24 protein-coding genes, 1 other RNA gene and 1 pseudogene are annotated in these 26,285 nt (G+C 66.4%); 9 read left to right on the top strand and 17 right to left on the bottom strand.

The window, feature by feature from the left end:
• Positions 1-85 precede the first annotated feature (85 nt).
• The 5 genes from V1479_RS04355 to V1479_RS04335 all read left to right on the top strand — a co-directional run bounded on the left by V1479_RS04355 (position 86) and on the right by V1479_RS04335 (position 7,291).
• Positions 86-1,147, top strand: coding sequence for an Atu2307/SP_0267 family LLM class monooxygenase (locus V1479_RS04355; protein ID WP_368801995.1), 1,062 nt, complete (start codon positions 86-88; stop codon positions 1,145-1,147).
• Between the two features lie 649 nt (positions 1,148-1,796).
• Positions 1,797-2,807, top strand: a complete 1,011-nt coding sequence (locus V1479_RS04350; RefSeq protein WP_368801994.1) for an LLM class flavin-dependent oxidoreductase — start codon at positions 1,797-1,799, stop codon at positions 2,805-2,807.
• Positions 2,808-3,006: 199 nt separating this feature from the next.
• Positions 3,007-3,720: an ABC transporter ATP-binding protein gene (locus tag V1479_RS04345; RefSeq protein WP_368801812.1), complete on the top strand. Its 714-nt coding sequence runs from the start codon at positions 3,007-3,009 to the stop codon at positions 3,718-3,720.
• 4 nt (positions 3,721-3,724) lie between these two features.
• Complete coding sequence (locus V1479_RS04340) at positions 3,725-6,082, top strand: ABC transporter permease (protein WP_368801811.1); 2,358 nt, start codon at positions 3,725-3,727, stop codon at positions 6,080-6,082.
• A 3-nt stretch (positions 6,083-6,085) separates the two neighbouring features.
• Positions 6,086-7,291, top strand: coding sequence for an efflux RND transporter periplasmic adaptor subunit (locus tag V1479_RS04335; protein ID WP_368801810.1), 1,206 nt, complete (start codon positions 6,086-6,088; stop codon positions 7,289-7,291).
• Here the strand turns inward: V1479_RS04335 and V1479_RS04330 are convergent.
• Entirely contained in the window at positions 7,278-7,988 is a 711-nt protein-coding gene (locus V1479_RS04330) for a phosphoribosyltransferase (RefSeq protein ID WP_368801809.1), read from the bottom strand. The genes V1479_RS04335 and V1479_RS04330 overlap by 14 nt on opposite strands.
• An 83-nt stretch (positions 7,989-8,071) precedes the next feature.
• Here V1479_RS04330 and V1479_RS04325 point away from each other — a divergent pair, with 83 nt between their 5' ends.
• Positions 8,072-9,247, top strand: coding sequence for an amidohydrolase (locus V1479_RS04325; RefSeq protein WP_368801808.1), 1,176 nt, complete (start codon positions 8,072-8,074; stop codon positions 9,245-9,247).
• 354 nt (positions 9,248-9,601) lie between these two features.
• Here V1479_RS04325 and V1479_RS04320 read toward each other — a convergent pair whose 3' ends face one another.
• The 10 genes from V1479_RS04320 to recR all read right to left on the bottom strand — a co-directional run bounded on the left by V1479_RS04320 (position 9,602) and on the right by recR (position 19,501).
• Positions 9,602-10,522, bottom strand: a complete 921-nt coding sequence (locus tag V1479_RS04320; protein WP_368801807.1) for a nucleoside hydrolase — start codon at positions 10,520-10,522, stop codon at positions 9,602-9,604.
• Positions 10,522-11,853, bottom strand: a complete 1,332-nt coding sequence (locus V1479_RS04315; protein ID WP_368801806.1) for an amidohydrolase family protein — start codon at positions 11,851-11,853, stop codon at positions 10,522-10,524. Before V1479_RS04315 ends, V1479_RS04320 begins: the two co-directional genes overlap by 1 nt.
• Positions 11,854-12,093: 240 nt before the next feature.
• Positions 12,094-13,155, bottom strand: a complete 1,062-nt coding sequence (locus V1479_RS04310) for an ABC transporter ATP-binding protein (RefSeq protein WP_368801805.1) — start codon at positions 13,153-13,155, stop codon at positions 12,094-12,096.
• A gap of 9 nt (positions 13,156-13,164) precedes the next feature.
• A complete protein-coding gene (locus V1479_RS04305) occupies positions 13,165-13,956 on the bottom strand; it encodes an ABC transporter permease (protein ID WP_368801993.1) in 792 nt (263 codons plus the stop codon).
• Positions 13,953-14,777, bottom strand: a complete 825-nt coding sequence (locus V1479_RS04300; RefSeq protein WP_368801992.1) for an ABC transporter permease — start codon at positions 14,775-14,777, stop codon at positions 13,953-13,955. The genes V1479_RS04305 and V1479_RS04300 overlap by 4 nt, the downstream gene beginning before the upstream one ends.
• A gap of 316 nt (positions 14,778-15,093) precedes the next feature.
• Entirely contained in the window at positions 15,094-16,122 is a 1,029-nt protein-coding gene (locus V1479_RS04295; protein ID WP_368801804.1) for an ABC transporter substrate-binding protein, read from the bottom strand.
• Between the two features lie 146 nt (positions 16,123-16,268).
• Entirely contained in the window at positions 16,269-16,652 is a 384-nt protein-coding gene (locus V1479_RS04290; protein WP_368801803.1) for a DUF6481 family protein, read from the bottom strand.
• 134 nt (positions 16,653-16,786) lie between these two features.
• Entirely contained in the window at positions 16,787-17,350 is a 564-nt protein-coding gene (locus V1479_RS04285) for a Kazal-type serine protease inhibitor domain-containing protein (protein ID WP_368801802.1), read from the bottom strand.
• A gap of 104 nt (positions 17,351-17,454) precedes the next feature.
• Complete coding sequence (locus V1479_RS04280; RefSeq protein ID WP_368801801.1) at positions 17,455-18,654, bottom strand: lytic murein transglycosylase; 1,200 nt, start codon at positions 18,652-18,654, stop codon at positions 17,455-17,457.
• Positions 18,655-18,895: 241 nt separating this feature from the next.
• Positions 18,896-19,501, bottom strand: coding sequence for a recombination mediator RecR (gene recR / locus V1479_RS04275; RefSeq protein ID WP_368801800.1), 606 nt, complete (start codon positions 19,499-19,501; stop codon positions 18,896-18,898).
• A gap of 276 nt (positions 19,502-19,777) precedes the next feature.
• Here recR and V1479_RS04270 point away from each other — a divergent pair, with 276 nt between their 5' ends.
• Positions 19,778-20,287 (top strand): GNAT family N-acetyltransferase, encoded by a 510-nt coding sequence (locus tag V1479_RS04270; RefSeq protein WP_368801799.1) that lies wholly within the window; start codon positions 19,778-19,780, stop codon positions 20,285-20,287.
• A 156-nt stretch (positions 20,288-20,443) separates the two neighbouring features.
• Here the strand turns inward: V1479_RS04270 and V1479_RS04265 are convergent.
• From V1479_RS04265 to V1479_RS04240, 6 genes and pseudogenes are all read right to left on the bottom strand, one after another.
• Positions 20,444-20,803 (bottom strand): annotated as a pseudogene (locus V1479_RS04265) (cell wall hydrolase); the annotation flags it as partial.
• 308 nt (positions 20,804-21,111) lie between these two features.
• Entirely contained in the window at positions 21,112-21,435 is a 324-nt protein-coding gene (locus V1479_RS04260; protein WP_368801798.1) for a YbaB/EbfC family nucleoid-associated protein, read from the bottom strand.
• An 18-nt stretch (positions 21,436-21,453) separates the two neighbouring features.
• On the bottom strand, positions 21,454-23,289 hold the full coding sequence (locus V1479_RS04255; RefSeq protein ID WP_368801797.1) for a DNA polymerase III subunit gamma/tau: 1,836 nt from the start codon (positions 23,287-23,289) through the stop codon (positions 21,454-21,456).
• Between the two features lie 124 nt (positions 23,290-23,413).
• Positions 23,414-23,511, bottom strand: an RNA gene (gene ffs / locus V1479_RS04250) — signal recognition particle sRNA small type.
• A 286-nt stretch (positions 23,512-23,797) separates the two neighbouring features.
• Positions 23,798-24,259, bottom strand: a complete 462-nt coding sequence (locus V1479_RS04245) for an SRPBCC family protein (protein ID WP_368801796.1) — start codon at positions 24,257-24,259, stop codon at positions 23,798-23,800.
• A complete protein-coding gene (locus V1479_RS04240) occupies positions 24,256-24,591 on the bottom strand; it encodes an ArsR/SmtB family transcription factor (RefSeq protein ID WP_368801795.1) in 336 nt (111 codons plus the stop codon). The genes V1479_RS04245 and V1479_RS04240 overlap by 4 nt, the downstream gene beginning before the upstream one ends.
• 142 nt (positions 24,592-24,733) lie before the next feature.
• On the opposite strand from V1479_RS04240, the gene V1479_RS04235 reads away from it, so the two are divergent.
• Positions 24,734-25,156 (top strand): HIT family protein, encoded by a 423-nt coding sequence (locus V1479_RS04235; protein WP_368801794.1) that lies wholly within the window; start codon positions 24,734-24,736, stop codon positions 25,154-25,156.
• Between the two features lie 15 nt (positions 25,157-25,171).
• On the top strand, positions 25,172-26,113 hold the full coding sequence (gene nudC / locus V1479_RS04230) for an NAD(+) diphosphatase (protein WP_368801793.1): 942 nt from the start codon (positions 25,172-25,174) through the stop codon (positions 26,111-26,113).
• The last annotated feature ends 172 nt before the right edge of the window (positions 26,114-26,285 follow it).

Raw genomic sequence — 26,285 nt, 5'->3', positions numbered from 1 at the left:
CGGAGGATGGACTGTTCACAGCAAACCGCTTTGCGCGCGGCGGATCGGCAGCCTATCTGTCGGAGACAATTCGGGAGACTTCATGATGGAACTCGGCCTCTACACGTTCGCCGATGTCGGCACTGACCCTGTCACCGGCGTAAAGGTCGGGCCGGCGGAACGGCTGCGCAATCTCGTCGAGGAGATCGAGCTTGCCGACCAGCTCGGCCTCGACTTCTTCGGGCTGGGCGAACACCACCGCCCCGACTATGCGGTCTCCTCGCCCGCCGTCGCGCTTGCGGCCGCCGCCACGCGCACGAAGAATATCCGCCTGTCGAGCGCGGTTTCCGTGCTGTCGTCCGACGATCCGATCCGCGTGTTCCAGCAGTTCGCAACCCTTGATAATCTGAGCGAGGGCCGCGCCGAGATCATGGCGGGCCGCGGCTCCTTCATCGAATCCTTCCCGCTGTTCGGCTACGCGCTCGAGGACTACGACACGCTGTTCGCCGAAAAGCTCGAGATGCTCATCAAGCTGAACGACGGCGAAATCTTCTCGTGGCCGGGTGGCCAGCACACGCCGAAGGTCGACAATCGCGGCGTCTATCCGCGCCCGCTGCAGGAGAAGCTGCCACTGTGGATCGCCGTCGGCGGCACGCCGCAATCGGTCGGCCGCGCGGCGATGCTCGGCCTGCCGCTGGCACTCGCCATCATCGGCGGCGAGCCGCACCGTTTCGCGCCGCTGTTCAAGCTCTACCGCGAGGCGGCAGCCAAGTTCGGACGTGACCCGGCAACTTTGAAGACCTCCATCAACGTGCATGGTTTCGTTGCCGAAACGACGCAGGAGGCCATAGACACAGCCTTTCCGGCGCACACCGACGTGATGAACCGGATCGGGCGCGAGCGTGGCTGGGGCCCGACGGGCAAGGACCAGTTCGCCGCCTCCGCGGCCCCGCGCGGCGCGAACTTCGCCGGCAGCCCGGCGGAAGTCACCGACAAGATCCTCGCCAACCACGAGATCTTCGGCTTCGACCGCTTCGTCATCCAGATGGCGATCGGCGTCATGGACCATGCGAAGCTCATGAAGGCCATCGAACTGTTCGGCACGAAGGTCGCGCCAGAGGTGAAGAAGGCCGTGGCGGCGAAGAAAACAGCCGCAGCGGAGGCATAGGGCCTTAGGTTCCCGCCTTCATGGAAGTGTCCCGCAAATCGCCGATGAAGGTGTCACCCGCCAGTCGCCAACGCTGAAGGTACACCCGCGACCCTACCGCCGTCATCCCGGGCAACTGAGCGTAGCGAGGGCAGACCCGGGACCCATTGAGAGGCGCGGCCGGTCTCCGCAGGTAGCGCCGCGCAGATGCACGGCGGGCGCTTTCTTGCGCCAAGGTAAGCACCGGGCCGTGCTCCACGATGTCCCGACCAATAGGTCCCGGCTCTCGCTCCGCTCGGCCGGGATGACGCCTTCATGGAAGTGTCCCGCAAATCGCCGACGGCGGTGTCACCCGCCAATCGCCAACGCTGAAGGTACACCCGCAACCTTCCCGCCGTCATCCCGGGCAACCGAGCGGAGTGAGGGCAGACCCGGGACCCATTGAGAGGCGCGGCCGGTCTCCGCAGGTAGCGCCGCGCAGATGCACGGCGGGCGCTTTCATGCGTCAGGACAAGCACCGGGCCGCGCTCCACGATGTCCCGACCAATGGGTCCCGGCTCTCGCTCCGCTCGGTCGGGATGACGCCTTCATGGACGTTTCCGCAAATCGCTGCCCCTGGCACAAGCGGCAGACGGTTGGTGAACGCGTGCGGACATCCTATATCCGACCGATGATACCGCTCTCCGTACTCGACCTTTCGCCCGTGCCTGAGGGCAGCGACGTTTCGCAGTCGCTCGCCAACACGCTCGATCTCGCCCGCCATGCCGAGCGCCTTGGCTACAATCGCTACTGGCTGGCCGAGCACCACAACATGCCTGGCATCGCCAGTGCGGCAACCGCCGTGGTGATCGGCCATGTCGCGGCCGGCACCTCTACCATCCGGGTCGGGGCCGGCGGCATCATGCTGCCCAACCATTCGCCGCTGATGGTGGCGGAGGCCTTCGGCACGCTGGCAGCACTCCATCCCGGCCGCGTCGATCTCGGGCTCGGCCGCGCGCCCGGCACCGACCAGCTCACCGCGCATGCGCTTCGGCGCAACATGGGCGGCGGCGTCGACACCTTTCCCAACGACGTTGTCGAACTGATCCACTACTTCAAGCCGGAGGAACCCGGCCAGCGCGTGCGCGCCGTGCCGGGCGCCGGCCTCAACGTGCCGGTCTGGATGCTCGGCTCCAGCCTCTACGGCGCGCAGCTCGCCGCCATGCTCGGCCTGCCCTACGCCTTCGCCTCGCATTTCGCGCCGGCCGAGATGGAGCATGCGCTGGAAGTCTATCGCACGCGTTTCGAGCCTTCGGAGCATCTTGACAAGCCTTACGCGATGCTCGGCCTCAACGTATTCGCCGCCGACACCGACGAGGAAGCGCGGCTGCTCTTCACCTCGCTGCAGCAGGCCTTCGTCAATTTGCGCACGGGCCGCGCCGGCAAGCTGCCGCCTCCCGTTCCCGGCTTTGCCGAAAATCTTGACCCGTCAGCCAAGGCGATGCTCGACCACGCGCTTTCCTGCGCCATCGTCGGTTCGCGCGAGACCGTGCGCGACGGGCTCAGGGCCTTCGTCGCGCGCACCGGCGCCGACGAGCTGATGGTCACGGCCCAGATCTTCGACCACACGGCACGGGTGCGCTCGTTCGACATCCTGGCGGCCGCCCGCGACGAGCTGGACCGCGCCGAGGCCGCCGAATAGGCAGCCGGGGCTGTCAACATGCACCTTTGACGTGTATCAACGGGCCGGGCTGATTTTGGGCTAAAGCATTTTGCAGCCAGACAGAATCGTCTGGCGTCGCAGAAATGCGGCTAAGAGAATCAGTCTGGAGCAGCGGAACTGCGTTCTCCAGAACGCCCGCTGCTCTAGAGATCATTCGTTCGCGAATGAGGGAGGCCGTGTGAACGCCGGGCCGATCTACACCGTCGAGGGGGTGACCAAGGTCTACCGCACCGGGGAGGTCGAGGTGCGGGCGCTGCGCGGCGTCGACATTGAGATCGGGGCCGGCGAGTTCATCGTGCTGCTCGGCCCGTCCGGCAGCGGAAAGTCGACACTGGTCAACATTCTCGGCGGGCTCGACACCGTCACCGACGGCAAGGTCTTCTTCCGCGACGAGGAGATCACCGGTTTCGGCGACCGTGAGCTGACGAAATACCGCCGCGACCATGTCGGCTTCGTCTTCCAGTTCTACAATCTCGTGCCCAGCCTGACGGCGCGCGAAAACGTCTCGCTCGTCACCGAGATCGCACGTGATCCGATGGACCCCGGCGAGGCGCTGGAGATCGCAGGCCTGCCGCGCGACCGACACGACCATTTCCCCGCGCAGCTTTCCGGCGGTGAGCAGCAGCGCGTCGCCATCGGCCGCGCCATCGCCAAGAAGCCCGAAGTGCTTCTGTGCGACGAGCCGACCGGCGCGCTCGATTCGAAGACCGGCATCCGGGTGCTGGAAGCGCTGGCGCAGGTTAACCGCGACCTCAGCACCACGGTGCTGGTCATCACCCACAACATGGCTGTGGGCCGCATGGCGGACAGGGTGATCCACTTCGCCGACGGCACCGTCGCGCGGATCGAAGAGAACGAGAAGCGCGAGGCGCCGGCCTCGATCGCGTGGTGACCCCATGGGTGTGCTCGACCGCAAGCTGATGCGCGATCTCGTCCGGCTGTGGGCGCAGGTCGCGGCGATCGCGCTGGTCATGGCCGCCGGCGTGATGACGCTGGTGCTGGCAGTCGGCGCCCAGCGTTCGCTGTTCGAGACCCGCGAAGCCTATTACGAGCGCAACGCCTTCGCCGACATCTTCGCCACCGCCACCCGCGCCCCGGAACGGCTCGCCGATGAGATCGCCGCCATCCCCGGCGTCGCGAGCGTCGAGACCCGCATCCGCGAGAACGCGGTGCTCGACATAGAGGGCATGCTGGAACCGGCCAGCGGCATGCTGGTCTCGGTGCCCGACGATGGCGAGCAGCTGCTGAACCAGCTTTATATGCGGTTGGGCCGCCTGCCCTCGCCGGGCCATCCGGCCGAGATCGTCGTCAACGAGCCCTTCGCCAAGGCCCACGGTTTCGAGCCCGGCGACACGCTGAGTGCGATCATCAACGGCCGCAAACGCGCGCTCACCATCGTCGGCGTCGCACTGTCGCCCGAGTTCATCTACGTCGTGCCAGACCTGATGCCGGACGACCGGCGGCTGGGCGTGGTGTGGATGTCTCAGACGGCGCTCGCCGCCGCGTTCGACCTCGACGGCGCGTTCAACGCGGTTTCCGTCAAGCTCCTGCGCGGGCAGCCGCCCGAGCCGGTGATCGACGAGATCGACCGGCTACTCGAACCCTTTGGCGGGCGCGGCGCGCATGACCGGGACGACCAGCAGAGCCACGCCTTCCTCGACGCGGAACTGACGCAGCTTCAGGCGATGAGCTACGTGCTGCCGCCGATCTTCCTGCTGGTCGCCGGCTTCCTCGTCAACATGATCCTGTCGCGCCTGATCGCGCTGGAGCGCGAGCAGATCGGCCTCATGAAGGCCGTCGGCTACACCGGCGTCGGCGTCGCCTGGCACTACATGAAGCTGGTCATCGTCATCGCGCTGATCGGCGTCGCCATCGGCATCGCCGCCGGCACGTATCTCGGGCGCGGCCTTACCCGCCTCTATGGCGACTTCTTCCACTTCCCGTTCCTGATCTTCCGGCTCAGCCTCGACGTCTATGTCATCGCCATCACGGTTTCGGTGGCGGCCGCATCGCTGGGCGCGTTGCGCTCGGTGCGCGCGGCGGCCGCCCTGCCGCCCGCCGTTGCGATGCGCCCGCCTGCGCCTGCGCGCTATCGCCGGCTCTTCGGCGGCGGCTTGCCCTTCATATCGCTGCTGCCGCAGACCACGGTGATGATCGGGCGAAACATCGTGCGCCGGCCGCTGCGCTCGCTTTTCACCAGCTTCGGCATCGCACTGTCGGTCGCCGTTCTGGTCGGATCGCTGTTCTCTCTCGACGCGGTCGAGGAGATGATCGACGTCACCTTCTTCAGCGCCGAGCGGCAGCATGCGACGATCAGCTTCGTACACAAGCTGCCTGCCGACGCGCTCTACGAGGTCGAGCGCCTGCCCGGTGTGATGGCGGCCGAGCCGGCGCGGATGGTGGCGGCGCGGTTCCGCAACGGCCATCTCGAACGCCGCCTCTCGATCACCGGCAAGCCGGCCGGCTCGAACCTGTCGCGCCTGCTCGACGTCGACCGTCAGGAGGTGACCATGCCGCGCGAGGGCGTCGTGCTGACCACGGCGCTCGCCAATATCCTGAAAATCGGCCGCGGCGAGACGATCGAGATCGAGCTGATGGAGGAGCACCGCGAGACCGTGCAGCTACCCGTCTCGGCCATCGTCGAAAGCTATATCGGCCTCGGCGCCTTCATGGAGCTCGAAGCGCTCAACCGGCTGATGCGCGAGGGGCCGTCCATCTCGGCCGTGCACGTCACCACCGACGGCTCGCAGATCGCAGCGCTCTACGAGGCGGTGAAGAACCTGCCGATGGTGAACTCCATCGCCCTGCAGCGCGCCTCGGTGGCCAAGTTCCGCGAGACCATGGCCGAAAACCTCACCATGATGGTGACCATCTATGTCGGGCTTGCCGGCATCATCGCCTTCGGCGTCGTCTACAACGGCGCGCGCATCCAGCTCTCCGAGCAGGGGCGCGAGCTTGCGAGCCTGCGGGTGCTTGGCTTCACCCGCGCCGAGGTGTCGTGGATCCTGCTCGGCGAATTCGCGATTCTGACGCTCGCCGCCCTGCCGCTCGGCTGGCTGCTCGGTTACGGCATGGCCTATTCGACCGCCGAGGGGCTGGCCACCGAGATGTTCCGCCTGCCGCTGGTGATCGAGCGCTCCACCTATGCCTGGGCGAGCGTTGTGGTGCTGGTGGCCTCGGCGCTGTCGGCGCTGATCGTGCGCCGGCGCATCGACCGGCTCGACCTGATAGAAGTCCTGAAGACGAGAGAGTGACCGATGGCGATTCCGCTTCGAAAATCTGCCTGGATCGTGGCCGGCCTGGTGCTGGCAGGAGCGGCGGCGTGGTGGGCGTTCCGTGCGCAGCCGGTGGCGGTCGACATGGCCGCGGTCGAGCGCGGCACGCTGGAGGTGACCGTCAGCGATGACGCACGCACGCGCATCCGCGACGTCTACACGGTGTCGGCACCCGTGGCCGGCACGGTGCAGCGTACGCCGGGCCATGTCGGCGACCAGGTAGTCGCTGGCGAAACCATCGTCGGCGTGGTTCGCCCGGCCGCGCCGGCTCTGCTCGACACCCGTTCGCGACGCGAGGCGCAAGCCGCCCTTGCGGCGGCCGGCGCGGCGGTGCGGCTTGCCGAAGCCCAGTACCGCGAGGCGGAAACCGCGCTGGAGCTGGCAAGGGCGGAAGCTGCCCGCAACGAGGAACTCAGCCGCCGCAGCATCGTCTCCGATCGCTCGCTGCAGGAGGCGCGGGGAGCCGTCACCCAGGCAGAGGCCCGGCTTGCCAGTGCCGCCGCGAGCGTCGAGATGCGCCGGCGCGAACGCGAAAGCGCACAGGCGCGGCTGGACGACCCCGAAAGTGTCACCAGCAACGGCAATGGCGGCTGCTGCATCACCGTCGAGTCGCCGGTGAATGGCGAAATCCTGACCATCCACCATGAGAGCGAGGCGGTGGTGGCCGCCGGCACGCCGCTCGTCGAGATCGGTGACCCGACCGAACTGGAAGTGGTGGCCGAGCTTCTGTCGGCGGATGCCGTGCGCGTGCCGCCCGAGGCCGACGCCCGGATCGAAGGCTGGGGCGGGCCGCCGCTGGAGGCGCGGGTGCGCCGCGTCGAGCCGACCGGCTTCACAAAGGTCTCCGCGCTCGGCATCGAGGAACAGCGGGTGCGCACGATCCTCGACCTTCTCGCCCCGCCGGAGGATCGCCCGGGGCTCGGCCACGGCTACCGGGTGACGTCGCGGATCACCATCGAGCGCCACGAGGACGCGCTGCTGGTGCCGCTTGGCGCGCTCTTCCGGCAAGGCGCTGACTGGGCGGTCTTTGTCGCGGGCGCGGAAAACAAGGCAGCGCTGCGCACGGTCGAGGTCGGGGCACGCGACGCCCGCAACGCCGTCGCCCTGTCCGGCCTTTCGGAAGGCGAACAGGTCATCATGCACCCCAGCGACAGGATCACCGACGGCGTAGAGATCACGCGGCGCTGACGTCGCCGCCCTGCGGACGCCATCGCCCGTCCGGCCCGCGCGCCAGCAGCGGCGTCGCCGTCGCGCCATGGATGGGCAGGTCGCCCATGCCGGCTTCGGCGAGCGCATCGCGCCAGCGTTCGCCCTGCAGCATCGCGAAGATCGCCGCAGCGGGCCGCAGCCCGGCGCGCTGCAGAAGCCGCAGGACCGAAACCAGCGATGCCCCGGTGCTCACCACGTCGTCCATCAGCACGAAGGGTCGCCCCTCCAGCACCGGCAGCATGCGCGGGTCGACATAGATGCGCTTCTCACCGCCGGGACTGGTGATAGAGCGCAGCGGCTCGGACAGCGCCTCATCGTACCAGAACTTGCGCGAGGTACCGAGCGCGACCATGCGCGGGTGGCCAAGCCGCCGCGCCACGTTGGCTGCCAGCGGCAGACCCAGCGTTGGCACGCCGACCACCACCGCCGGATGATAGTGCCGCGCCGCCTCCGTCATCGCTTCGGCCAGCGCATCCTCGACGGCGAAGCTTGCCTGGTTGACGATCAGCGAGGCGACGGCGCGTTCGGTCCCGCCGGGTAGAATCCGGATCGGCAGCGACACCTGCCGCCCGTCCGGCAGCGTAGCCGGATAAAGATCGGCGAACCCTTCCGCGATGCCGTCGGCAAAGGTGCCCGGCGCGTGGATTTCCTGCCAGAACTGGTGTGGAGCGAGCATCGGCGACTTGCTTTCCGGAATAAAAAGGGCGACCTGCAAAGGCGAGCACCACCTTCTAACCGCATCACGGGACGTGTCCAGAGATGAGCGATTTCCTCGACCCGCAGGACCTCGAAGAACTGGTTGCGCTGCGCCGCGACCTGCACGCCCATCCGGAGCTCGGCTTCGAGGAAGAGCGCACCAGCGCCATCGTCAAGACCTTCCTTGCCGATTGCGGCATCGCGGTCGAGGAAGGCATCGGCAAGACCGGCGTGGTCGGCACGCTCAAGCGGGGCAACGGCACCACGACGATCGCGCTGCGCGCCGACATGGATGCGCTCGCCATGCCTGAAACCGCAAAGGAGCGGCCTTATCGCTCAAAATTTCCCGGCAAGATGCACGCCTGCGGGCATGACGGCCACACGGTGATGCTGCTGGGCGCGGCCCGCAAGCTGGCGCACAGCCGCTCCTTTTCCGGCACCGTGCATTTCGTGTTCCAGCCGGCGGAGGAAGGCCGTGGCGGCGCGCAGGCGATGGTCGACGACGGCCTGTTCGAGCGCTTTTCGATCGACCGTTTCTACGGCCTGCACAACATGCCGGGCATCCCTATCGGCGAGATGGCGGTCGTGCCCGGCCCCCAGCTCGCCTCGTCCGACCGCTGGGAAGTCACCTTCAAGGGCGTTGGCACCCATGGCGGCAAGCCGCATCTCGGCCTCGACCCTACGGTCGCCGCCGGCCAGTTCCTCAGCGCGATCCACACCATCGTTTCGCGCAAGGTCGATCCGGTGGAGGCGGCCGTCGTCAGCGCTTGCGCCATCCAGGCGGGCGATTTCGAGGCGCTCAACGTCATCCCCGACGACGTGCGCATCGGCGGCACGGCGCGCGCCTACAGCCACGCGGTGCGCGATCTGATCGAAGCGGAGATCGGCAGCATTGCCGCCGGCATAGCTGCGGCTGCCGGTATCGGCGCTGCCTACGACTACCGCCGCGGCATGCCGCCCGTCATCAACGAGGCGGACGCAACGCAGCGCGCGCTGGCGGCCGCGCAGGCCGCGCTCGGCACCGCAAACGTGGCGACCGCCTATCCGCCATCGACAGCGGGCGACGATTTCGCCATCTTCTCAGGGCAGGTTCCCGGCGCCTATGTCTGGCTCGGCAACGGCCCGGCGCAAGACGGCGCCCTGCACCACAACACCCGCTACGATTTCAACGACGCCGCCATCGAGCCCGGCGTCCGCTTCTGGACCACACTGGTGGAGCAGGAACTGCAGGCGGGGTGAAGGTGGTGCGTCCTTCGAGGCTCGCTTTGCTCGCACCTCAGGATGAGGGACGCCGGTGCTCGAACCCACGGCGCAGCGGGCTCGACACATTCGCATCTTTAGGTAAGGGCTGTGGTGCAGCGAGCCCACCGAGGGTTGGCTCGATCAATCCACGTCCCTCATCCTGAGGTGCGAGGGCAAAGCCCCAGCCTCGAAGGACGAGGGAGATCGGTACCCAAGCCCATGACGCAGCGGGATCAACACATTCGCACCACAGCGTGAGGGCTTCCCGGCATCGAGCCCACAGGCGGCTGGTTCGATCAATCCACGTCCCTCATCCTGAGGTGCGAGCAAAGCGAGCCTCGAAGGACGCACCTACCCACCTGAAAGCCGTGCGGCCAGAAGCTCAAGCGCTTTTGCGCTATCGACCTTCATCGCCACTGCAATTGCGGTGCCGGCTTTCCGGTCGACGTCGAGCGCACCTGCGTCGGGCGCCTCGCCGAGGTCGACGGCGATCGGCAGCGTCTCCAGCCTGAACAGGTCCTTCCGTTCGGCAAACAGCATGACGCAAGGATCATGCAGCGGCCGGCTCTCGCCACCGGAGGTCGACAGGAAATAGGCGTCGATCAGGTCGGCCGAAGCGGCGGCGGCGGCCACACCCGTCTCGCGCAAGGCAGCCGTATAGGCGCGGGTCGCGCGCACCTTGCGCGTCACGTCGAGCGGCACCAGCACCGTCTCGAGCCCGGCGCGGAAGACGATGTCGGCGGCCTCGGGGTCGGCGGCGATGTTGAACTCGGCGCGGGGGCCGACGTTGCCGGGCTCGTCCACGGCGCCTCCCATGGCGATAAGCCGCCGGATGCGCCCCGCCGCTTCCGGGTGCTCGCCCACCAGCCGCGCGATGTTTGTCAGCGGACCGAGCGCCAGTATGTCGATGCCGCCTTCCGGCTCGCGCATCAGCAGGCCCGCCAGCCATTCGACCGCGTCGGACAGCGGCGGCACGGCCGGCTCGGGAAACCGCACCCCGCCGAGGCCGTCATTGCCGTGGATGTCGGCGACGTCAAAGCCCTTGCGTGACAGCGGCGCCGGCGCGCCCGCGATTACCGGGATGTCGCCGCGCCCGGCCAGCGCCAGGATACGGCCCGCATTGCGGGTGGTCGTCTCGATGCCGATATTGCCGGCCACGGTCGTGACGCCGAGGATGTCGAAGACGGGCGACGACAGCGCATGCAGAATCGCGACCGCGTCGTCGATGCCGGGATCGGTGTCGATCACGGCGCGGATGGTCGTATCCGTCATCACGCCTGCCCATCGGCGGCGTCGATGCGCGCCATCTCCGCCTTGAATTCACCTGCGACCTGCAGCGCGTCGCGCATCACCTTCCGGCGCTCCAGCGTCTTCACGTCGCGGTCGCGCATCAGCCACGCACCCGCCACCATCACGTCGCGCACGTCCACCGGCATCGCCGAGAACACCAGCGTCGCATAGTGATCGTAGATCGGCTGCATGCGCGTCGTCGACACGTCGATGCGTATCAGATCGGCCTGTTTGCCGGGCTCCAGTGAGCCGATGCGGGCATCCATGCCCAGCACCTTCGCGCCCTCGATGGTGGCCATACGGATCACTTCCTTCGCCGGCATCGGCCTGCGGCTGTGGCCCAGCAGCTTCTGGAACATCGTCACCGGCGCGAACTGCGAGAACAGGTCGAGCGTGTTGCCGCTCATCGGCCCGTCCGTCGCGACGCCGACCGGAATGCCCGCCGCGCGCATCGCCTCCACCGGCGCGATGCCGCGCCCCGCCTTGGCGTTGGAGCGCGCATTGTGCGCGACGCAGACCTGCGCGTGGGCCATCTTCTCGATGTCGCTGTCGCTGACATGCAGGCAATGCGCGCAGATCAGTCCCTTGCGCAGCAGCCCCGCCTTCTCCACCACCTCGACCGGGCGCATGTTGTGGTTCTTCGCGCACCACTCCATCTCCGAATCCATCTCGGCCAGATGGATCTGCACCGGCACGTCTGGGTGATCGTCGGCCCAGCGCGCGACGCGGTTAATCACCGCGATGTCGGTCGAATAAGGCGCATGCGGCGCGATCGACGCGGTCACGCGCGGATGGCCGGCGAATTCATCCACCAGCGCTTCCGTCAGCGCGAAGCCCTCGTCGATCGTCTTGTGATCGGGCGGGTTGAAATCGGCGATGGTCTGGCCGACCACGCCGCGAATGCCCGCCTGATCCACCACCCGACCGACTTCGGTCTCGAAGTAATACATGTCGGCGACGGTGGTGACGCCGCCCTCGATCAGCTCGAGTGCTGCCAGCGCCGTTCCCGCGCGCACCATCTGCGGCGTCACGAACTTGCGCTCCATCGGCAGCACGTAACGGTAAAGCCGGTCGTCGACATCCTCCCCCAGCCCGCGAAACAGCGTCATCGCCATATGGCAATGCGGATTGACCATGCCGGGCATGACGATGTCGCCGCCGACGTCAACCACCTCGGCGCCCTCGACCCGCGGCGCCGGACCGGCACCGGCCGCGACGATGCGCTCACCGTCGACATGAACGAACCCGCCCTCGATCACCGGCATGTCCGGCGTGCAGGGGATCAGCGTGGCATTGGTTATGATGGTGGTCATTCGGATCGCCGCCAGATCGCTGATCGCAAAGGCAATGCCCTACGTTGCCCCGCTCTGGCTTGCCAGCCATCTCCCCCACGAGGGGGGAGATCGACAGCTTCGTGCACACCACTTGTTCTGCCACGCTCGCGGTCAGCGAAGGCCGGTCGGCCGACTGATCTCCCCCCTCGTGGGGGAGATGTCCGGCAGGACAGAGGGGGGCGCGAAGGAGCGCGACGGCTCAGTACAATATCCACGTCTCTATTCCACCCCCAGCACGCAGCACTGGTCTGGAACCGGCACCAACCGCGCCGTCGAGCCGGGCTCCAGCGGCGAGGACAGCGGGCCGTTGGCGATCAGCGGGCCGGCCTCCGTCTCGCACTGGTACTGGTAGGCGCGGCCCAGATAGGTGCGCAGGCCGAGCGTCGCGGGCAGGCCCTTGGCGTCGGGATCGGCCGTCACGGCCAGCCCGTCGGCGCGCGCCGCAAGCACGAAATCGTCCGGGATGTCGCCGAAGCGCGCCTTGGGCAGCGCAAGCGCCACGCCGCCCGGCGCCTGCGCCGTCACGTCGTCGCCGTCGCGCGCCGTGACCTTCATCGGGATCAGGTTCTCGAAGCCGACGAAGCGCGCCACGAACGCGTTGGCCGGCCGCTGGTAGAGCACCTCGGGCGTATCGAGCTGCATGATGCGGCCCTGATGCATGATCGCCACCCGGTCGGAGATCGAGAATGCCTCCTCCTGATCGTGGGTCACGTAGACGGCGGTGGTGTTGTTGGCACGCTGGAGCTGGCGGATTTCCACGCGCATGTCGACGCGCAGCTTGGCGTCGAGGTTGGACAGCGGCTCGTCGAACATCAGCAGCGGCGGCTCGATCACCAGAGCGCGGGCAAGCGCGACGCGCTGCTTCTGGCCCCCAGAGAGCGCGCCGGGAAGCCGGTCGGCGAGCTGGTCGAGGCCGACGCGCTCCAGCATCGCGCGTGCCCGCTTGTTGCGCTCGGCCGTCGCGATGCCGCGCTGCTTCAGGCCGAAGGCGACATTGTCCAACACCGACAGGTGCGGAAACAGCGCGTAGTTCTGGAAGACGAGGCCGATATGGCGCTTGTAGGCGGGAAGCCGCGTCAGGTCTTCGCCGCCCAGCGTAATGGTGCCTGCCGTCGGCTCCAGGAAGCCGGCGATCAGGCGCAGCGTCGTCGTCTTGCCGCAGCCGGAAGCGCCCAGCAGCGAGACGAGCTCGCCCGCGCCGACGCTGAGTGAGAGGTCGTCCAGAACCTTGGTCGTCCCGTAATGGGCGGTCAGGTGTTCGACGGCGAGGGGATGGGTCATTGGCTGTTTCTACTTGGCGAGGAAGGTCAGGCCCAGCGTGCGCTCGACAATCGCCATCACGGCGACGGTCAGAAGCATGAGCAGCACGGAGACAGATGCGATGACGGGATCGAAGAACTGCTCGACATGGGCGAGGATCTGGATCGGCAGCGTCGAGATGCCGGGTCCGGTCAGGAACAGCGACACCGAGACGTCGTTGATCGAGGTGATGAAGGCGAGGATGAAGGCGGCGATCACGCCGGAGCGCACGTTCGGCAGCACGATCGTGAAGAAGGTCTTGATCGGACGGCTGCCGAGGCTGATCGCCGCTTCCTCGATGGAGAAGTCGAAGGAGGCGAGGCTCGCCGAGATGACCCGCACGCAATAGGGCAGCACGATCAGGGTGTGACCGATCAGCAGCGTCAGGAAGATCGGAGCGGACTGGCCCACGGCGACCGAGCGCAGCAGCGAGAAGCCGAGCACGATTTCAGGCACCAGGATCGGCAGCACGAACAGCGTCGACAGCCAGGCCGGAAGCTGGATGCGATAGCGGTTCAGCGCATAGGCCGCCGGAATGCCGATCAGCAGCGCCAGCGCGGTCGCCAGGAATGCGATCTCGACGCTCGTGACGATGGTGCGCCGGAACGCGCCGATCTCGAAGATGCGCTCGAACCAGCGCAGCGTCAGACCCTGCGGCGGGAAGGTCAGGAAGGTCGTGTCCGAGAGTGCCGCGCCGAAGACGATCACCAGCGGCCCCATCAGGAACAGGTAGACGAGGATGGCGAAGCCGATCAGGGCAGGATGAAGACGGTTGGGCATCAGGTCGCCATCGGGTTGAGACGGCGGGCGGCCCGCGTCATGAAGAGCACCACGGCCACCGTCACCACCACCATGATGGCGGCGATAGTGGAGGCGCTGACCCAGTCGAAGGCGACCATGGCGCGCTGGTACATCAGCGTGCCCATCACCATCTGGCTTTCGCCGCCGAGAAGCTGCGGCGTCGCATAGGCGGTGAACGAGCCGGTGAAGACCAGCACCGCGCCGACGATCAGGCCGGGCACCGCCAGCGGGAAGATTACCTGCCGGAACGTCGCGGCCGGCGAGGCGCCCAGCGAGGCTGCCGCCTGCACAACGTCGTCAGGGATGTTTTCCAAAACGCCGACGAGGGTCAGCACCATCAGCGGCACGAAGAGATACACCATGGCGACAATCACCGAGCCCTGCGTGTAGAGCATGGAGAACGGCTCGTCGGTGATGCCCATCCCGATGAGGAAGTTGTTCAGGATACCGTTGCGCCCGAGGATGATGAGCCACGCGAAGGACCGCACCACCACGCCGGTCAGCAGCGGGAAGACGGCCGCGATGATGAGCAGGCTCTTGATGCGACCCGGCGAGCGGGCGACCACATAGGCGGTGAGAAAGCCCACCGCCACGGAGATGATCGTGGTGATCAGCGAAATCTCCAGCGTGCGCCAAAGAACGGTGCGGCGGAAGCCGCTGGAGAAGAATTCCATATAGGGCGCGATGATGCCGGCGGGCTCGACGAAGGTCGCGGTAATGGTGGCAGCCACCGGCAGCACCAGGAACACCAAGACGAGGGTCGTGGCCGGCGCGGAAAGCGTCCATCCGGCGAAGCGTTTCAGCACTGCGGTCTTTCCCTTCGCGTCATCGCGTATGTCATGGGTGCGTCCTTCGAGGCTCGCGGAGCCTGTCCTCGGGCTTGCCAAGGGCAAGACCCGTGGGCTCGCACCTCAGGATGAGGGAGGTGGTCTGTCAAATCCATGACGCCGTGGGTTCGATCCGCTGGCACTTCCAGATGAAGATGGCGGTTTGTCGAACCCGCTGCATTGTCGGCTCGATGCACAACATCCCTCATCCTGGGGTGCGAGCGCAGCGAGCCTCGAAGGACGCACCAAAAAACCATGGCTGGCAAGGCACACCCCTCGCCAGCCGTCGATGTCACATCCCGAAAATCTCGTTCCAGCGATCCACCCAGGCGTTCTTGGCCTGGTTCATCTTGGAGTAGTCGACGCGCTTGAGGCCGTCGATCATCTCCTTGCCGTAGGTCCACTGCGCGGCTTCCTCCTCCGTCAGCTCGACAGAAGCGGCAACCGGGGCGTCGACGCCGTTCTGCGCCAGCGTCTTCTGCAGCTCGGGATCGAGGATGAAGTTGATGAACTCGTGCGCCAGCTCGACATTGGCCGCGCCCTTCGGGATGTTGACCGTGTTCAGCGTCGCGATTGCGCCATCCTCGAGATCGGCCCACACCACGCTCGGCACGGCGGCCTGGAGCTGGCCCAGTGCAAAGTCCTGCGCCAGCGACACGGTGATTTCGCCGGTCGAGAACAGGTTTATCATCTCCGAGCCGGTGTTGTAGTTCTTCACCACGTTGGGCTTGATCTTCTCGATCTCGGCAAAGGCCGGGTCGGCGTCGTCGAAGGCGTTCGTGCCCGCCTTCTCGCCGGCGATCATGACGACCATCGGACCGGCGGTGGTGGTGATGCCCGGCAGCGACACCTGGCTGGCAAGGTCCTCGCGCCACAGGTCGGCCCAGCTCGTGATCGGCGGGTTCACCTTTTCCGAATCGTAGACGATGCCCACGCGACCGATCGTATAGGCCGGGCCGTAGCCGCCCTGCGGGTCCTGCGCCAGCTCGTAGAGCCCGTCGATGTTCGGGATCTTCGAGCGGTCGATCTTCTGGAAGAGACCTTCCTCGACGCCGAGCTGCGAGAACGAATCGGTCAGGTAGATGACGTCGACGCCTGCGCCGCCACGGATCTTCACCTTGTTGAGGCGGTCGGCGTTGTTGCCGGTCTCGAACACCAGCTCGCAGCCGCATTTTTCCTGGAACGGCTGGACGATGTACTGGTCGAGTTTCTCGCCGTTGAAGCCCCACCACGAGATGGTCAGGGTTTCGGCCTGCGCCGCACCGGCCGTCATGGCAAGCACGGATGCCGCGGCCAGCATCGTCTTACGGGGAGTGGTCATTTTTCGCGCCTCTTCTGGATAGGTCGGTACCGGGTTCATCCCGGACTCGATGTTCAGCAAAAGCTTATTTTGACCGCCAAAGCCCCGCAAGCCCAAAGAATGTGCAGCGCACAATTAAGGGCACCGGCGCCGCCGGCAATCCCGGCCTAGCGCTTGCGCGCCTTGCGTGCGGCATAGCGCGCGTCGCGCTTGGCCTTGCGCTCGGCCTCGTCGGCCAGCAGCCGCGAGATCATGTCCTTCTCGGCATTTTCCTTGGCTTCGGCCTCGGCTTTTGCCGCGGCTTCCGCTGCCGCCTCGCGCTCGGCGCGCTCGCGGGCTTCACGTTCGGCCTTCTCGCGCTTCTCGCGCTCGCGCTCGGCCTGACGCTGCGCACGCGCCTCGGCAGCGGCCTTTCGCTCGGCCCGCCTTGCTTGCACCGCCGGGTCGTCGGCAGACGGCATCTGGGCCTTCGCCTTTTCCAGCAGCGCCTTGCGCGCGTCCATCGCAGCCTGTCTGCGTTCCGCGAAACCCTGTTCCTTGTAAATTGCCACTCTTCGCCTTCTCGGTTGCGGGGTTTTCTTCGAGGGGCCTTATTGATGGCTCTCCGGCCGCAATTCAAGATGAAAAAGGCCCTCTCCGCACAAAACGGAGAGGGCCTCAGGTGTTTTTCGGTCAGGCCAGTGCCTTAGCAGGGGCCGGGACGCTCGACGCGGTAGCGAGCGTTCTCCGCCTCGCAGGCATTGCCGAAGGTGCGGCGCTCGCCACGGCGGGAGCCGCAGACAGGTGCGTATTCACGCGTGCAGGCCCGCTCTTCGCGGCCGCCACCGCCTCCGCCGCCACGGCATTCGCCCTGGCTGACCACGCGATAGCCCTCGACCTGGGCCGAGCAGGCATTGCCGAAGGTGCGGCGCTCACGGCCGCGCACGGCGCAGACCGGGTCGAACTGCATCGTGCAGCCGACTTCCGGAGGCCGCTGCGGCGGGCGCTCGCGACGGCATTCGCCGCCATAGACGACACGATAGCCGTCCGACCGCGCCAGACAGGCGTTCGAGAAGGTTTCACGCTGACCGCGACGCTCGCCGCAGACGGGCGCGTATTCGCGGGTACACATCTCCGGCGGCCTGTCAGGACGCGGCGGGCGTGGACCCGGTCCCGGTCCGGGACCCTCCTCCACCACGACACAGGCTGCCAGCACGGTGGCAACGACGGCCAGCCCGGCCGCAATCTTCGCAATTGAAAGGAAACGCATTCCCGGTCCTCCAGATGTCCCTCGATCATCACAATGCGTCAGTACCGCATTCGATCCCCATATGCGGGCAAATTGCAAGCCCGCATATCGCGCGAGCCCGCCGATCAGCCGAGAGCCCGCACCAGCTCGGCATCGGGAAAGCAGGTCGGCGCCCGCCCGTTCCTCGCCTGCCACTCGCCGATCGAGCGGCGCGTGCGGAAACCGGGCAGCCCGTCGGCGCCGCCGACATCGTAGCCGAGACGCTCCAGTCCGCGCTGCATGGCGGCGATGTCGGAGCGATAGAGCTTCGCCACCTGCCCCCAGGACCCCGCGAAACGCCGGTCGCCATAGGTGATGCGATCAGCCGCGTGTCCGACGAACAGCGCATAGAGATCGCTCTCGTTATAGTCCTTCAGCACATAAAAATTGGGTGTGACGATGAAGGCCGGCCCCGAGCGTCCGGCCGGCATCAGCAGGAAACCCTCCTGCCGCGCCTCATGGTCGGGAAACGGCCGCCCGCTGACGCGTGTGACACCCATCGCCGCCCAGTCGGAAATCCGCTTGCCCCGGTCGGGACCTTCCAGCGCGCAGGACACGCTTTCCGGCACGGTGACCTCGAAGCCCCAGTCGCGGCCCTTCACCCAGCCGTGGCTCGCCAGATAGTTGGCGATCGAGGCGAGCGTATCGACCTGTGAGCCCCATATGTCGGCGCGACCGTTTCCATCGGCATCGACGGCGTATTTCAGGTAGGAGGTCGGCAGGAACTGCGGCTGCCCCAGCGCGCCGGCCCAGGACGACTTCATCGCCGCCACGGAAACATGGCCGCGCTGGACCATTTCGAGCGCGGCCAGCACCTCCTCGCGGAACATGTCCTTGCGCGTCGCCATGAACGCCTTGGTGCCCAGCACCTCGAAAGCATTGTGCGGGATGTTGGCGTTGCCGAAGCCGGATTCGCGTCCCCAGATCGCCAGCAATATGCCGGACGGAACGCCGAAGCGTCCCTCGATGGCCCCGAGCGCCTGGCCAAGCTGTCCGGCGCGGCTGCGCCCGCCGCCGGTCACGCCCGAGACGATGTTCTCGGCGAAATAATTGCCCGGCGCACCGAACTCGGCCTGATGCTGCACCTTCGGCGTCTGCGACGACTGCCCGGGCATCACGAGGTCCGGCAGCTTGAGGTTCGGGCTCACGCCCCCGAACGCCGCGTTGAAAGTCTCCTGCGACACGCCGCGGGCGCGCGCATCGGGCCACAGATCGTTCTGCAGCCATGTCTGGAACTGCGACGTCACGTTTTGCGCGGATGCCGGAAGTGCCGCAAGGAACGACATGAAAAGCAGGACGCCTGCGAGCAGAGGCGCCCTACGTCGCCCCCCTCTGGCTTGCCAGCCATCTCCCCCACAAGGGGGGAGATCGGAAGCTTCACGCTCACCGTTCCTTCTGCAACGCCAGCGATTGGCAAAAGCCAAGACGGAGGCTGATCTCCCCCCGCGTGGGGGAGATGTCCGGCAGGACAGAGGGGGGCGACGTAGGGTGAAACCTCTCATCACGTGCTCCTTGTTAGCGAAATCCTCAAAACGCCGTCCGCGACCGCAGCGCAGCGGCAAGCGTTCCCTCGTCGAGATAGTCGAGCTCGCCGCCCACCGGCACACCGTGGGCGAGCCGCGTCACCTTCACCTCCATGCCGGAGAGCTGGTCGGTGATGTAGTGGGCGGTGGTCTGGCCCTCGACAGTGGCGTTGACGGCGAGGATCACCTCCTGCACCCCGTCTTCGGCCACGCGCGCGATCAGCGAGCGGATGTTCAAATCCTCCGGCCGCACCCCGTCGAGCGGCGACAGCGTGCCGCCCAGCACGTGGTAGCGCACGTTCATCGCCGAGGCGCGTTCCAGCGCCCACAGATCCGCCACGTCCTCCACCACGATGATCGTCGCGCCGTCGCGGCGCGGATCGGTGCAGATCGTGCAAGGGTCGCTTGTATCGACATTCCCGCAGGTCGAGCACACCCGCACCTTCTCGACCGCCTCGCCCATGGAGGCGGCCAGCGGGACGAGGAGCTGTTCCTTCTTCTTGATGAGGTGCAGCGCGGCGCGGCGCGCCGAACGCGGCCCCAGCCCCGGCACCTTGGCCAGAAGCTGGATCAGGCGTTCGATCTCCGGGCCTGCGATTCGTTTCGACATGACGCCGGTTTAGCGGGGAACGGCGAAATTGGGTAGCGCAGGAATGGCACGGCGCATTAAATTGATGCGTCCTTCGAGGCTCGCTGCGCTCGCACCTCGGGATGAGGACGGTAGTTTGACTTGCCCTACAATGTAGTGGCCTCGATTTACGTCGACAGAACGATCCTCGAGCCCAGGAGCTTGCCAGCGTGACGCACAAAGGTCCTCATCCTGAGGTGCGATCCTGAGCTTGTCGAAGGGGAGCCTCGAAGGACGCACCTGAACACGGAGCCCCCTATGCCTCGCGCCGAAATCACCATCCGCGTCGCCACCCCGGACGACCTCGACATGCTCGGGCGGCTCATCGCCGCATCCTATGCGGGGCTGGACGACGGCTCCTACGAGCCGGAGCGGATCGCGGCCGCCCTGCCTGCGATGTCGAAGGCCAACCCGGTGCTGCTCGCCAGCGGCACTTATTTCGTCGCGGAGATCGATGGCGAGGCGGCCGGCTGCGGTGGCTGGACGAGGCAGAAGCCGGGCAGCGGCGAGGTGGTCGACGGGATCGCACATATCCGCCATTTCGCCACGCACCCCGCCCATCTGCGCAAGGGCGTGGCGCAAGCGCTGCTGCAGCACTGCCTGCGCGAGGCAGCGAGCGCAGGCATCAAGACCATGAAGAGCCAGTCGACGCTGCCGGCCGAGCCGTTCTATGCCGCCGCCGGCTTCCGGCGCATCGGCCCGATCGAGGTCGAGATGGGCACCGGCGTAATGCTGCCCGCGGTCGAAATGGAACGCGCCCTGCCCTAGAGGAGCGCGTTACTCCGCAGCCAACGGCCGCGTCTGGTCCGCAAGCATGGCGCCGATCGCGTCGGCGGCCTGCGGCTCGACGCTGTAGGACATCATCGTCGTGTCCGTCACCACCGTCTCGGCCGGCTTTTCGACCTCGGCGACCTGGGTACTCCTGCGGCTGCGCTTCTCGTAGAAGGCGTTGCCGCCGGCTTCCAGCACGTAGTGCATGTTCTTGTAGGGGAATTTCAGGCCCGCCTGATGGAAGAACTGGGCCTTCTTCACGGCGGGATGCCGTTCGCCCTTGAGCACGGCTTCGGCGGCCGCCTGCACATCCGGCAGTGCCTTGGAATTCATCTTGCGGCTGAGAACGCCCGGCGCGAACTGGTTCTTCTGGCCCACCACGCCGCAGACCGTATCGGCATATTTGCCCGAATCGAGCCGGTTCATCACGACCGTGCCAACCGCGACCATGCCTTCGCGGCTCGACCGGTGCGATTCGAAGAACATCGCGCGCGTCAGGCACTCCTTGTCCTTCATCGAATACGCCAGCGGCTTCGCCTGAAGCGACGAGGTCGTCACGCTGTCGAGCGCTTCGACGCTTTGCGAACAGGCAGAAAGGATGGATGAAAACGCGACGACGCACACAGGCGCGAGCCGCAGCCTACGGGATTTCTGGTACACGAAACTGACCCTCTCCGAACGGTCCCCGCCACTTCGGAGCGTCCATCAGAGCCGGACCAATCGGGCAAAAGCGTGGCAAAATGGTTACCGGCGCCTCATTTGGGCCTATTGCGACCCGAATGCGCCCCCGCCACGCTCCGCAGGAAGCCATCCCGCCTCGGCTAAAAAGGCAGTTTCATGCCGGGCGGGATCGGCAGGCCGGCGGTGAGCTCGCGCGACTTTTCCTGCATCACCGCCTCGACCTTGGACTTGGCGTCGTTGTGCGCGGCGAGTATCAGGTCCTCCAGTACCTCGACGTCGTCTTCCTTGAACAGAGAGGGGTCGATCTTCAGCGAGCGCATCTCGAACTTGCCGGAAAGCGTGACCTGCACCAGCCCGCCGCCGGCCTGGCCGCTGGCCTCGATGTTGGCGATCTCTTCCTGCATGGCCTGGAACTTGGCCTGCATCTCCTTCGCCTTGCTCATCATGCCGAGAAGGTCTTTCATCGTGGTCTCCGCGCTATTCTAGAGTTCGTCGTCTTCGTCACCAACGCCGGGGTCCGGCATCGGCTCCGCCGTTTCGTCGTCATTGTCTTCCGGCGCGTCGGGAATGCGCACGTCGATCACCTTGGCGCCGGGAAAGCGCGACAGGATTGCGGCCACAGCCGGATCGTTGCGCGCGTCCGTGAATTGGGCATCGCGCCTGGCCGTCGCGATTTCCGACAGCGTCTGCCCGCCCGGCTCTTTGGACGTCGTTATCAGCCACCGCCGGCCCGTCCATTCCTTGAGGCGCACGGACAGATCGTTCAGCAGGCTCTTCGGTGCATCCTGCGTGAGGGCCACCTCGATATGGCCGTCCTGGATGCTCACAGGCCGTACATATTTCTTGAGGTTGATCTCGAAGAGCTTGTCGCGGTTCGCATCAGCAAGCGCTGCAATGTCGGCCAGCGACCTGATGCGCGCCTGCGGCTCGGCTTCGGGCTCGGGGGCAGCCTGAGGCGCCTCGAAGACAGGCGCGCTTTCGGCAGCCGGCTGCGAGGAGACCAGCCGCATCGCCTGCCCGCCGCCATTGCTGGACGCCGGCATATATTGCTGCCCCACGGCGGAGGCGGCAGGCCCCGACGATGATGGCGCGGGCGCGCCGCCATTGCCGCGCGGGGCTCCTGCGGGCGCGGCCGCGGCGCCGCTTTCGATCGCCTTCAGCGCCTCGTCCAGCGTCGGCAGCGTCGCCGCATGGGCGATGCGGATCAGCACCATCTCGGCGGCGTTGATCGGCCGGTTCGCCGTCTGCACTTCCGAAATGCCCTTGAGCAGCATCTGCCAGGTGCGCGACAAGACGCGCACCGACAGCGACGTGGAAAAGTCCAGCCCGCGGGTACGCTCGTCCTGCGACAGCGAAGGATCGTCGCCGGCTGCCGGCACGAAGCGCATGCGCGTGACGAGATGGTTGAATTCCGCCAGTTCGGTCAGAACCGTCGCCGGGTCGGCGCCGGCGTCGTATTGCGCGCGGAACTCGCCGAGCGCCGCCGCGACGTCGCCCTTCATCAGCGTCTCGAACAGGTCAATGATGCGGGCACGGTCGGCCAGCCCCAGCATGTCGCGCACGGTCTCGGCCGTCACTTTGCCGGAGGAATGCGCGATCGCCTGGTCGAAGATCGACTGCGCGTCGCGCATCGAGCCCTCGGCCGCGCGCGCGATCATCGCCAGCGCATCGTCCTCCGCCTCCACGCCTTCCAGCCCGCCGATCCGCGCCAGGTCCTGCTTGATCAACGCGGCGTCGATGCGGCGCAGGTCGAAGCGCTGGCAGCGCGACAGGATGGTGATCGGGACCTTGCGGATTTCGGTGGTGGCGAAGATGAACTTCACATGCGGCGGCGGCTCCTCCAGCGTCTTCAGCAGGCCGTTGAAGGCCTGGTTCGACAGCATGTGGACCTCGTCGATGATGTAGACCTTGTAGCGCGCGGAAACCGGCGCGTAGCGCACCTGCTCGATGATGTCGCGGATGTCGTCGATGCCGGTGTGGGAAGCCGCATCCATCTCGATCACGTCGACATGGCGGCCTTCCATGATCGCCTCGCAGTGAACGCCAGGCACCGTCAGGTCCACCGACGGCTGGTCGATCGCGTCGGTCTTGTAGTTGAGCGCGCGCGCGAGAATGCGCGCCGTCGTCGTCTTGCCGACGCCGCGAACGCCGGTGAGCATCCAGGCTTGTGCGATTCGGCCGGTCGAGAAGGCGTTGGTGAGCGTGCGCACCATCGGCTCCTGGCCGATGAGCGCGGTGAAGTCGCGCGGCCGGTATTTCCGCGCCAGCACGCGGTATGCGGCGGGTCTTTTCGTCCCGTCTGTTCCGCTTGTCTCCATGACGCTTGAACCAGCTCCCTGCGGCGGCGGCACCGAAGTATCGAGTTTCGCCCCCGCGAACCGGCGGCGTCAACCGCTCCGTTCCATGGTCTCCTGTGGATGGGGCCCGATGGATGGGGGAAGGGTGGGAGGCTGGCACGATGACCCGTGCCGTGGCTCGTTAGGGCTGCTTCCTTCCGGACCTGACCCGGTTGGCGAGTGGCTCGTCCACCACCAACCTCCCGATCCCCATATCGGCAATTCGCGCCGCGAATGCAAGGGGAGCGTTGTCACGGCCCGTCATTCTCGGGCTTGTCGCGAGAATCTGCGCGGAACGGAGATTCCACATCTTTAGACCGTGGCCGCACCCGGGCAGCAAACCCACCAAACCCGGCAGATTCTCGGGACAAGCCCGAGAATGAGGGGATGAAGGCTCCCTCCGTTCACCCGAGTCCGGAGCCCTGTCGTCACGCGGCAGCATCAAGCGAACGCAGCCGTTCCGGTCATGATGCCTCGCCCGCCGCGCGGCCTAACCCGTCCAGCCATAACGCTCGTCGAGCTTGGAGAGCTGGCTCAGGAAACCTTCCTTCTGCATGGCGGAGGTCTCGGTGTCGTGCATCGGCCACAGTGTCACGACCATGCGGACATGCCCCTCGCCGGCGGGAAAGAACTCCACGACGATAGTGCTGTTGTAGGGCTCCACGCCCGGCAGAAAATCGATGATCTGGGTGAGCACGAGGCGTTCGTGCGGCTTGAACTCGCTGAAGGTGCCTCTGATCCCATGGGAAGGCGGCCTGTCCAGCTTTGCCTCTTCCACCATGTCGTAGTGGAGTGCGCCGTCCTGGCGCGCCTCGATCTTGTGGACATCGGAGCGGAACCCCTGCGGACCCCACCACGATTCGAAACCGGCCTTCGTCGTCCACAGGCCCCACAATTCCTCGGGCTCAGCCGCATAGGTGCGTTCGATGACGATGTTTGCCCTGTCGTTCATGTTTCCGGTTCCTTCCTTGTGGCTTTTTGCCGAATTTCGAGTGCGGCGGCGAAGCGATCGAGCCGCGCCTCCCACAGGCTGCGATACTGCGCCAGCCACTGGTCGAGTTCGCGAAACGGCTCCGGCTTCAACGAATAGAGCCGGCGCTGCCCGTCCGGCCGCATCACCACGAAGCCTGCTTCGTTCAGGATTTTCAGATGTCGCGAGACGCCGGATTGGTGGACCCCCGCATCCTCGACGATGTCGTTGACCTGCCGTTCGCCGCCAAGCAGCGCTTCGACGATGCGGCGGCGGGTGGGGTCGGCGAGTGTCTGGAAAGCATCTAATTGCATGACTGTGTATATGCATTATCGTGTATATTAAGTCAACACCCCGCGAACATTCTTTCCGCAGGACGGCCAAGCCGGCACGATTCGCTTGCAGCCGGGGGACCGCGCCTCTAGCCTTCGCAGGAACGACAAAAGAGGAAACGCCATGCCCGCCGTGCCGGCCGGATTCGAACTCGATCCGCGCATAGAGCGCGATACCTGTCCGCTGATGTGGCTGGGTCTGTGCGAATTGCGGCTGATGGACGACCGCCGCTGGCCATGGCTGATGCTGGTGCCGCAGCGTCCAGGCGTCATCGAGTTGCACGAACTCACGCCGCTCGACCAGACAATGCTCACCTTCGAGATCAACATGGTCAGCCAGGCGCTCAAGCGCGTGACCGGCTGTCAGAAAATCAACATGGGCGCGCTCGGCAACCTCGTGCCGCAGCTCCACGTGCATCTCATCGCGCGCAACGAAGGCGATCCCGCCTGGCCCGGTCCGGTCTGGGGATTCGGAGACCGCGAGCCCTACCGCCGCGAAGATTTGCACCGCTTCGTCGACACGATAAGATCGGCGCTCTCGCCATAGGACTTCGTCTCCCCAATGAGCTTTTTTCTGTTTTCAGCGCCCGAGCGCGAGCCGAGCCAGTTTGTTGGCTTTGCGGGCAACCGGATCGACCGCCAGTCGGAAAACCGCACTGACGAAGCGCTGGAGGTTGCGCTCGCCGATCCGCGCCTGCGCATCATGCAGACGCGCGGCGGCCGGCTCTATCTCAAGCTGAACGGTTCCGGCTTCGATCCGTATTTCGCCCTGGCCGAAGCGCGGGACATGGGCGCCAAACTCGACGACGGCGTGCTTCTGGGCCTGTCGGAGGCCGGCCCCGTGGTCATGGCGCCTGGCGCGGTCGAGCCCGACGACCTGCCCGAACGCATCAAGGCCATCGACCATCGCTCGGTCTATGTGCAGGGCCTGATCGGCCCCGACATGCTTGGCGAGCTGGCGCAGGGGGCCGCCCTTCTTGCGTGGAATCGCAATCACCGCTTCTGCGGCCGCTGCGGCGCGGAAACGCAGGCGCGCATCGGCGGCTACAAACGCTCATGCGCCGCCTGCGGGGCCGAGCATTTCCCGCGCACCGATCCCGTCGCCATCATGCTGACGGTCAGGCAGGACATGTGTCTGCTTGGCCGCAGCCCGCATTTCGCGCCCGGCATGTATTCCTGCCTCGCCGGCTTCATCGAGCCCGGCGAAACCATCGAGAACGCGGTCCGCCGCGAGACGCTGGAGGAATCGGGCATCCGCCTCGGCCGCGTTGCCTACCACGCCAGCCAGCCATGGCCGTTTCCGCATTCGCTGATGATCGGCTGCTTCGGCGAGGCGCTGAATGACGACATCGCGTTCGATGGCAAGGAACTCGAGGATTGCCGCTGGTTCGCACGCGACGAGGTGCTGACCATGATCGCCGGCACCCATCCCGACGGCCTCGGCGTCCCGCCCGACGGCGCCATCGCCAACCACCTCATCCGCGCCTGGGCCGAACACGGTTAGCCTTCCGGGAAACCGGCGATTGGTGGGAAGCACCTATGAAAATGGGAAGGCCGCGATTGCGTCTTCTGCGTTAGTGATTGTCGCAACACGTTCCCGAAAGCGTCATCCCGGCCGACCGAGCTTGCTAGGGAGAGCCGGTACCTATTGGCCGAAAAATCGTGTGGCACGGCTC

The sequence above is a fragment of the Neoaquamicrobium sediminum genome (assembly GCF_040970315.1).
Classification (GTDB): Bacteria; Pseudomonadota; Alphaproteobacteria; order Rhizobiales; family Rhizobiaceae; genus Aerobium; species Aerobium sediminum.
The sequence above is the reverse complement of the archived record's forward strand: the minus strand, read 5'-3'. Positions and strand labels throughout refer to the sequence as shown.